The following is a 9,579-nucleotide window of genomic DNA, read 5'->3' on the forward strand; positions in this document are numbered from 1 at the left end:
AGCCGACAAGCCGCCTGCGATTCACATCGCGAGCAGCGATGGTGTAACCTTTAAAACGTGTACCGCCGAAGTCTTTCGTCCGATCCCGATGGCTGAAAGCACGAGGCCTTCATCCGGGTCGAGATCCGCAAGGACTCCGCCGTCCACGTTTCTCTTTCTTCATCTTCACTTGTCAAACAGCCCGGGGTTCGAGAACCCCTCTCCCTTACGGGAGCAGCATCCCACTCGACGACAAATGACAACCGGTTTCCACCGGCTGTTGATTCACTCATCTCAGTGAGGAGCTTACAGGCACGAACAGATGCCTTGGCCGAGGGCCAATGCAGCGCCGCGCTCAGTGGGCGGGTTATAGGCCCGCCCCATCGGCGTTGTCAACGCCTGATGTCAACAAATCGTCGCATCGGATCGAGATTTTTGAGTCGGCCCCAAACCCTGTTTTTTTAGGAGTTTCGCGCCGTACTTGAGCCACAATCCTACGACGTTCTGGCATACTTAGGCATTGAATCGCTTGATACCAGTGGGGGTCGCGGGCGGTAAATATGCCTGAAAGAGGCGGAGATCACCCGTGAGACTGTCGCCCCTTTCACGCGGACGGATGACTTCGAAGAGATTTCCACACTATTAACAGCTGCGATTTCGGCCGTTGTTTCGGCTCGTTGTCGCAAAGATCGTGCGGTACGCCGCATCCCCGTCCCCCACCGGGTTGTTTGCGGGTTTAAAGGACGGCCTTAGGGATCTCGTCGAATGACGTTGGAATTTGGGGGGATGGTGGTTTGAGCCACAGGACGTCACGCGGGGGCGGATACGGGCGCGACGCCGGGGTCATCGACCTCGGTCACGAGCCGCCGCTTTCGGTTGACGGCACTGAGGCCGCGGTGATCGACCGCCGCCGCGTCTCCGTCCAGTGGTTTAGCGGCACCATTCTCACCGGTCTGTGCGGCGCGGCCTTGATTGGCGGCGCCGTTTTCGCCTCGCTCGACGGCGAAATGACCTTTGCCAAGATCCCGGAACGGGTCGAGGGCACCCTGCGCGGCGCGTTCGGCGCCAACGACCGCGCCGCCACCTTGCACAAGAGCGACCGTCTGCCGCCGCCAGGTGAAGCGAGCGCCGCGCGCAATGTGGTGCGGGTTTCCACGGTCACGCGCGTCGGCAACCGTGACGTGATGCGGGTGCGGCCGTTCATTCGTATCTCCGGCAACCTGTCGATGACGACCAGCGACCTGTCGGCCAAGATCCCGCCCTTCAACGCCCAGCGCATGCTGACCGATGTCGGCACCAGCACGCCGGCCGCTGCCGAAGATCCGAACAATCCCGATGCCGTCGAGCCCGACGCCGAGGTGTCGTTCGTCACCAAGGATCTGGCGCCGATCCTGCCCAAGGCCAAGATTGCCGCCAACATTTCGCTCGATGAAATCACCTTGCGGGTGCGCGACGCCTCGAACTGGCGCGGCAATGGCGGGGTGAAATATGCGGCGCTCGCCAATGCCACCGCCGACGTCAGCGGCGCGACCGGCGGCATCAAGCTGGCCTACGCGACTGAAGGCAATGTGTCCGACCCCTATGCCGGTTTCGAGACCCGCGTTGTTCCTGAAAACGTCACCCTGCTGCCGAAGACCAAGGACCAGATCACCGGCGGCAATCCCACCGGCGAGCGCATTCATGTCGTCAAGAAGGGCGACAGCGTCTCCTCGATCCTGCGCGATCAGGGCGCGACCGCTGAAGAGGCCAAGGCGATCGCCGCAACGCTCGGCGCCCGCGGCCGCGAGGGCGGCCTGAAGGAAGGCCAGAAGCTGCGCATCCTGATGGCTCCGGCAGGTCCGGGCCAGCGGATCCAACCGGTCCGCGTAATGGTCGCCAACGATTCCTCGGTCGAAGCCGTCGCCGCGCTGTCCGACCTTGGCAAATACGTCGCCGTCGACGTCTCGAGCATCAACACCGTCACCGACACTGCCGATAACGGCAAGGACGACGATGACGATGACGATGGAACCGGCGTGCGGCTCTATCAGAGCATTTACGAGACCGCGCTGCGCAACAAGGTGCCGGCGAACGTCATCGAGGACATGATCCGCATCTACTCTTATGACGTCGACTTCCAGCGCAAGGTGCAGCCCGGCGATTCCTTCGACGTCTTCTTCGCCGGCGAAGACGAAGGCAGCAACAGCGAAAAATCCGAAGTGCTGTTCGCCTCGCTCACCGTCGGCGGCGAGACCAAGAAATACTACCGCTTCCAGACCCCCGACGATGCCGTGGTCGACTTCTATGACGAGACCGGCAAGAGCGCGAAGAAGTTTCTGGTCCGCAAACCCGTCAACGTCGCCATCATGCGTTCGGGCTTCGGCAGCCGCCGCCATCCGATCCTGGGCTATGTAAAGATGCACACCGGCGTCGACTGGGCCACCGCCTACGGCACGCCGATTTTCGCCTCCGGCAACGGCGTGGTCGAGACCGCGGGCTGGGAAGGCGGCTACGGCAAGTACGTCAAGATCAAGCACAATAACGGCTATGAGACCGCCTACGGTCACATGTCGGCCTTCGCCAAGGGCCTCGAAGTCGGAAAACGCGTTCGCCAGGGCCAGGTGATCGGCTTTGTCGGCTCGACCGGCCAGTCGACCGGCGCCCATGTCCACTACGAAATTCTGGTCAACGGCCGCTTCGTCGACCCGATGCGCGTGAAACTGCCGCGCGGCCGTTCACTCGAAGGCTCGATGCTGACGAGCTTCGAAAAAGAACGCGACCGGCTCGACGTCATGATGACCGGACGCGGCTCGCGCATCTCGGATGCGAGCGGCGGCCCGGTGCAGCTCACGACGCGCTAAGGTTCACGCTCGGTTGATATGAAACGGCCCCGCATGGCGGGGCCGTTTTGCTTTGGCACGCTGCACGCTACCTGTCAGTTCAGCTTGCGCTTGGGCAGCGGCGCCTCGAACTGGGCGATTTCCGCGGTCTGGCGCGCCTTGCCGTTGAAGGTCAGCACGTTGCCTTCCGCCGAAATCGTCACGCGATCGCCGTCGTGAACTTCGCCGGCAAGGATCATCTCGGCGAGCGGGTCCTGCACATTGCGCTGGATCACCCGCTTCAGGGGACGCGCGCCATAGGCCGGGTCCCAGCCCTTGGCGGCCAACCAGTCGCGCGCCGCCGTGTCCAGCACGAGCGTGATCTTGCGCTCCTCCAGGAGCTTCGACAGCCGCGAGAACTGGATCTCCACGATCCGTCCCATTTCGCTCTTCTGCAAGCGATGGAACAGGATGATCTCGTCGACCCGGTTCAGGAACTCAGGGCGGAAGTGCGCGCGCACCGTCCCCATCACCAGTTCGCGAACGGCTGAGGTGTCCTCGCCTTCGGGCTGGCTGACCAGGAATTCCGAACCGAGGTTCGAGGTCATGATGATCAGCGTATTGCGGAAGTCGACGGTGCGGCCCTGTCCATCGGTCAGGCGGCCGTCGTCGAGCACCTGCAGCAGCACGTTGAAGACATCCGGATGCGCCTTCTCGATCTCGTCGAACAGCACGACCTGATAGGGCCGGCGCCGCACCGCTTCTGTCAGTGCGCCACCCTCGTCGTAGCCGACATAGCCGGGAGGCGCCCCGATCAGCCGCGACACCGAGTGCTTCTCCATGAACTCCGACATGTCGAGCCGGACCATCGCGGTCTCGTCGTTGAAGAGATACTCCGCCAAGGCTTTCGTCAGTTCGGTCTTGCCGACGCCGGTCGGCCCCAGGAACATGAACGAGCCCATCGGCCGGTTCGGGTCCTGCAGGCCCGCGCGCGAGCGCCGCACGGCGGTCGCGACCGCATGCACCGCTTCGGCCTGGCCGACCACGCGCTGGCCAAGGCTCGTCTCCATTTTCAGGAGCTTGTCCTTTTCGCCTTCCAGCATCTTGTCGACCGGCACGCCGGTCCAGCGCGAGACCACCTGCGCGATGTGGTTGGCGGTGACCGCCTCCTCCATCATCTCGCCGGCATTCTCCTTGGCTTCGATGTCGGTGAGCTTCTTCTCAAGCTCGGGAATCCGGCCATAGGCGAGTTCGCCCGCGCGCTGGAATTCGCCGCGCCGCTGGGCGTTGGCGAGTTCGATCCGCAAGCCATCGAGTTCGCTCTTGAGCTTCTGCGCGTTCGACAGCTTGTTCTTTTCCGCGCTCCAGCGCGCCGTCAGCGCCGCCGATTTCTCCTCGAGTTCGGCAAGCTCCTTCTCCAGCGTCTGCAGGCGGCTCTTGGAGCCGGCATCGGTTTCCTTCTTCAGCGCCTCCTGCTCGATCTTGAGGCGGATGATTTCCCGGTCCATCGAGTCGAGTTCTTCGGGCTTGGAATCGACTTGCATCTTCAGCCGCGCCGCCGCCTCGTCCATCAGGTCGATGGCCTTGTCGGGCAGGAAACGGTCGGTGATGTAGCGGTTCGACAGCGTCGTGGCGGCCACCAGCGCCGAATCGGTGATGCGCACGCCGTGATGCTGTTCGTATTTGTCCTTCAGGCCGCGCAGGATCGAGATGGTGTCCTCGACCGAAGGCTCGGAGACGAAGATCGGCTGGAACCGCCGCGCCAGCGCCGCGTCCTTTTCGACGTGCTTCTGATACTCGTCGAGCGTGGTCGCGCCGATGCAGTGCAACTCGCCGCGCGCCAGCGCCGGCTTCAACAGGTTGGAGGCGTCCATGGCGCCGTCGGCCTTGCCGGCGCCGATCAACGTATGCATCTCGTCGATGAACAGGATGATCGAGCCCTCAGCCGAGGTGACCTCGGAGAGCACGGCCTTCAGCCGTTCCTCGAATTCGCCGCGATACTTCGCACCCGCAATCAGCGCGCCCATGTCGAGCGACAGCAGCTTCTTGTCCTTCAGGCTCTCGGGCACGTCGCCGTTGAGAATGCGCAGCGCCAGCCCCTCGACGATCGCGGTCTTGCCGACGCCCGGCTCGCCGATCAGCACCGGATTGTTCTTGGTGCGGCGGGAGAGCACTTGAATCGTGCGGCGGATTTCCTCGTCGCGTCCGATCACGGGGTCGAGCTTGCCGTCGCGCGCGGCCTGAGTCAGGTCGCGCGAATATTTCTTCAGCGCATCATAGGCGTTTTCGGCGGTGGCGCTGTCGGCGGTGCGGCCCTTGCGCAACGTCTCGATCGCGGCGTTGAGGTTCTGCGGCGTCACGCCGCCCTTGCGCAGGATGTCGCCGGCCTCGCCGTCCTTGGTCAGCGCAAGGCCCAAGAGCAGCCGCTCGACCGTGACGAAACTGTCGCCGGCCTTGTCGGCCGCCTTTTCGGAGGCATCGAAGGCGCGTGCCAGATCCGGGGCAAGATAGACCTGTCCGGCGCCGCTGCCCGAAACCTTCGGCAATTTATTTAAAGCTTCCTCGGTAGCCTTGAGGATCGCGCGGGAATTGCCCCCGGCACGATCGATCAGGCCGCTGGCGAGCCCTTCATTGTCGTCCAGCAGCACCTTGAGCATGTGCAGGGAGGAAAACTGCTGATGTCCCTCGCGTACAGCGAGCGATTGCGCCGACTGGACAAAGCCCCTCGCGCGCTCGGTATATTTTTCGATATTCATTCGTTCGTTCCCTCGGCATGCCGCAAGCACCCCTAAGGCATGATTGCGGCATCTTCATTGGGTATCCGCGGTCCGCATTGACATTCCTCAACCGGCCGCGGTCGTCGCCCTCGGTGGGCTTGACCTAGATGTGGGAGCCGAGCCGGCGAAACGGAAGAGGCGTTTTCACAAATTCGTGTCCGGTGGCGGGTCGGATCAAAATCCCTTAAGAAACCGCATGCCCGCGCAAATCACCGGCCTCTACCGCTATCCCGTCAAAGGCCTTTCCCCGGAAGAGCTACCCGAGGTCGCCCTCGGCCTCGGCCAGACCTTTCCGGCCGACCGCCGCTATGCCATCGAAAACGGCCCGAGCGGCTTCGACCCCAAGGCGCCGGGCTGGCTGCCCAAGGTCCAGTTCCTGATGCTGATGCGCAACGAGCGCCTCGCCGAGCTGAAGACCCGTTTCGATGATGACAGCCATCGCCTGACCATCCGGCGCGACGGCGAAATCGTCGCGCAAGGCGACCTCGAGACCCCCGAAGGCCGCGCCGCCATCGAGCAATTCTTCACGGCCAATTTTGCCGAAGAGCTCAAGGGGCCGCCGAAGATTCTCTCCTGCGCGGGCCACAGCTTTTCCGATGTCGCACGCAAGGTGGTCTCGATCATCAACCTTGCAAGCGTTGCGGCCGTCGAGGGCTTGGTCGACTGGGCGGTCCATCCGCTGCGGTTTCGCGCCAACATGTATGTCACGGGCTGGCCGGCCTGGCACGAATTCGACCTGCTCGACCGCACGCTCGCGATCGGCGACGTCCGCCTGAAGGTCGTCAAGCGCATCAAGCGCTGCGCCGCCGTCAACGTCGATCCCGACACCGCACTGCGCGACCTCGAGATTCCCGACACTTTGCAACGCCGGCTCGGCCACGCCGATTGCGGCATCTACGCCGAGGTGATTGCGCCCGGCACGCTTCGTCTCGGCGACGAGATCGCGGCGGAACAGCCGCGGCTGGTGTAGCAAAAGGCCCCGCCCTGTCATTCCGGGGCGCGAGCGAACCCGGAATCCATTTCACCTCATTTTAGGGCGGCTCGATGGATTCCGGGTTCACGCTTCGCGTGCCCCGGAATGACAAGAGCGAAAGCGGTAAGCTCCTCAGTTCGGCATCACGTAGGCGTAGATCCGGCCGCGCGAGATCGGCGCTTCCTTGACCCGGTTGCCGTTGTTTCCGGAGATCATGATCGGATTGCCATGGGCGTCGACGCCGGTGATGATTCCGACATGGCCGCCGCCGCGCCGGCCCATCACCGCGATGGCGCCGACCTGCGGACCTGACACGCGATGACCGTAGCTCGCGAATGAAGCCGCCATGTCCGAGCCGGTGCCGCGATGACCCGTACGCGCCAGCACCATGTTCATGAAGCGCGCGCACCACAGGCTGCCCCGGCCGGTCGGATTGCCGCCGAGGTAATGCCGCGCTTCCATGACCAGGTCGGACCCTGCGCCCGAGGCGGCTGCGCCGGTGAGCGTCTCCGGGGATACGCTGGCATAGGCGCTCGCGACGCGATGGCTCCGGAGTGCGGCAACGCTCTCGCTCCAGCGCGAGCGACGCGCGAAGTGGCGAACGCGATGGTAAGCGAAGTGACGCCGCACGTGATGGCCGCTCTCATAGGCATGCGCGAGATGGCGCGAAGCGTGATGCGAGCGCGCCGCGGCCGGCGTCACCGAAGCGGCAAACGCGGTCGAGCACAGAGCCAGGGCTACAAGCGAGCGGCGAAAGTTGGCAGATTGAAGCATTGCTTGGTTGATCCTTGTCGATCCTTTTTGACACCCCCGTTAGCCCGCCGGCGAAATTCAGCCGGCTTCCGGGGCGCGTTAAAAAAGTCGCGCTGTGACCAGAGCAAGACGGGATGTGGCGATGGGCTAGCGGTTCGAAGGTAATTCCGCGCAGATTCCGTGACGGAAATGAAACGTGCCTTGCCTCATTGCCGCCGCGAGCATTAACTGCGAACGTGCAAGCCGCGACGAACAGGCGCGCAAGAAACGGAAAAGAACACGGGAGAGGAACGAATGCCCCACGCCACCGCCAAAGACAAAACCCGCCTCTACTACGAAGAAGCGGGCAGCGGCACGCCGATCCTGTTCCTGCACGAGTTCGCGGCCGACCACACCAACTGGGAGCCGCAGATGCGCTACTTCTCGCGCGGCCACCGTTGCATCGCCTACTCGGCGCGCGGCTACACGCCCTCGGACGTGCCGGCCTCCAGCGAGGACTACAGCTACAAGCATTTCTACACCGATGCGCTGGCCGTGCTCGATCACCTCAATATTGCCAAAGCACATTTCGTCGGCCTCTCGATGGGCTCCTACTCCTCGCTGCAGGTGGCGCTCAATGCACCCGAACGCCTGTTATCGATGACGCTCGCCGGCGTCGGCTCCGGATCGAGCCTCGAAAACCTCGAAGCCTTCCGCAAGACCTGCCGCGACACCGCCGATCAGTTCGACAAGCTCGGCTCGGCCGAAGTCGCCAAGGTGACGCGCGAGGCGCCGGGGCGAATTCCGTTCCTGGTGAAGGACCCGCGTGGCCACGCCGATTTTTACGCCGCGCTCGCCCGCCACGATGCCAAGGGCTCGGCCAACACCATGCGCGGCTTTCAGCGCGGCCGCCCCTCGATCTACACGCTGACGGAACAGATCAGACGCGCGACCACGCCGGCCTTGATCATCTGCGGCGACGAGGACGACGCCTGCGTCGAGCCGAGCCTGTTCCTCAAGCAGCATCTTCCGGCCTCCGGCCTCACATTTTTCCCGAAATCAGGCCACGTGCTCAATCTGGAGGAGCCGGCACTGTTCAACGAAATGGTCGAGCGCTTCATCGCGCTGGTGGAAGCCAACCGCTGGAATCCGCGCGATCCGCGGTCGCTGCTGCCGCATTAGAGCATGAGGTCAGCTCGAAGCCTCATTGCCAGGAGCGCTCGCAACGACCATTCAACTTCGAAGCGCTCAGCGGCGCGACAACGCATTTGCAATTGAAGGAGAGACGCGATGGAGCTGAAGGGCGCGGCGGCATTGGTGACGGGCGGCAATGGCGGGCTGGGGCAGCGCATCTGCCACGCGCTCGCCCGGGAGGGCGCACACATCGCGATCATGTATGCGCGCAGCCGCGAGCAGGCGGAGAGCGTCGCCGGCGAGCTGGCGTCGAAATATCAAATCAAGGCGCAGGCGTTTGCCTGCGACATCACGGACGGCGCAGCCATCCATCGGTTGGTCGGCGAAGTCACGCAAGCTTTCGGCCGCCTCGATATTCTCGTCAACGACGCCGCCTACAATTTCGCGGTCCCCTTCCCCAACCTCGACGATCTGACGTTGGACGTCTGGGACAAGATCATGACCACCAATCTCACGGGGCCGCTGCTTCTGACCAAGGCCGTCGCGCCCGTCATGAAGGCGCAGGGGCGCGGCCGCATCGTCAACATTTCGTCGGTCGCGGGACTCTATCCGACCGGCTCGTCGATCGCCTATGCCGTATCGAAAGCGGGGCTGATCCATCTGACGCGGTGCACGGCGGTGGCACTGGCGCCGGAGACATTGGTCAACTGCGTGGCGCCGGGTCTTCTGGACGGCACGCGCGCCACGGCGAATTTGCGCGCCGAGCAGATCCAGAATTCCGCCGCGAGTTCGCTTTTGAAGAAGCCGGCCGACAAGGACGACTGCGCCGACATGGTGGTCACCATGTGCCGCACGGAAACCATGACCGGCCAGACCATCGTCATCGACTCCGGACGGATCTTTCATTGAGGCGAGCGAGCACGACGCCGGCATCGTAGCGCAACAGGAGAAGTCAATTGACCAAAGTGAAAGTTTGCGGGTTCGGGGTCTCGCTCGATGGCTTCTCGGCGGGAACGGACCAGAGCCTGAATCATCCGCTTGGTTTGAATGGCCAGGAGATCTTCCAGTGGTTTTTCCCGACGCGGACGTTTCGCCAGATGCTTGGAAAAGAAGGCGGCGACACCGGCATCGACGATCAGTTCGCCCAACGCGCCATGGCAGGCTTCGGCGCCTTCATCCTCGGCCG

The 9,579-nt window shown here is 63.5% G+C and carries 6 protein-coding genes and 1 pseudogene; 5 read left to right on the forward strand and 2 right to left on the reverse strand.

What is annotated here, in order from left to right:
- The first annotated feature begins 773 nt into the window (after window positions 1–773).
- Complete coding sequence (locus VFL62_RS21675) at window positions 774–2,819, forward strand: M23 family metallopeptidase (protein ID WP_325174436.1); 2,046 nt, start codon at window positions 774–776, stop codon at window positions 2,817–2,819.
- A gap of 74 nt (window positions 2,820–2,893) precedes the next feature.
- On the opposite strand, the gene clpB is transcribed toward VFL62_RS21675, so the two are convergent.
- Entirely contained in the window at window positions 2,894–5,533 is a 2,640-nt protein-coding gene (clpB, locus tag VFL62_RS21680) for an ATP-dependent chaperone ClpB (protein ID WP_325174437.1), read from the reverse strand.
- Between the two features lie 217 nt (window positions 5,534–5,750).
- On the opposite strand from clpB, the gene VFL62_RS21685 reads away from it, so the two are divergent.
- Entirely contained in the window at window positions 5,751–6,524 is a 774-nt protein-coding gene (locus VFL62_RS21685; protein WP_325174438.1) for an MOSC domain-containing protein, read from the forward strand.
- A 135-nt stretch (window positions 6,525–6,659) separates the two neighbouring features.
- Here VFL62_RS21685 and VFL62_RS21690 read toward each other — a convergent pair whose 3' ends face one another.
- Complete coding sequence (locus VFL62_RS21690; RefSeq protein ID WP_325174439.1) at window positions 6,660–7,301, reverse strand: TIGR02594 family protein; 642 nt, start codon at window positions 7,299–7,301, stop codon at window positions 6,660–6,662.
- A gap of 273 nt (window positions 7,302–7,574) precedes the next feature.
- On the opposite strand from VFL62_RS21690, the gene VFL62_RS21695 reads away from it, so the two are divergent.
- The 3 genes and pseudogenes from VFL62_RS21695 to VFL62_RS21705 all read left to right on the forward strand — a co-directional run.
- The gene (locus VFL62_RS21695) at window positions 7,575–8,441 is read left to right on the forward strand and encodes an alpha/beta hydrolase (protein WP_325174440.1); all 867 of its coding nucleotides are present in this window, start codon (window positions 7,575–7,577) and stop codon (window positions 8,439–8,441) included.
- 108 nt (window positions 8,442–8,549) lie between these two features.
- Complete coding sequence (locus tag VFL62_RS21700) at window positions 8,550–9,302, forward strand: SDR family oxidoreductase (protein ID WP_325174441.1); 753 nt, start codon at window positions 8,550–8,552, stop codon at window positions 9,300–9,302.
- A gap of 56 nt (window positions 9,303–9,358) precedes the next feature.
- Window positions 9,359–9,579, forward strand: a pseudogene (locus tag VFL62_RS21705) (dihydrofolate reductase); the annotation flags it as partial.

It is taken from the genome of Bradyrhizobium sp. (assembly GCF_035701725.1).
Classification (GTDB): domain Bacteria; phylum Pseudomonadota; class Alphaproteobacteria; order Rhizobiales; family Xanthobacteraceae; genus Bradyrhizobium.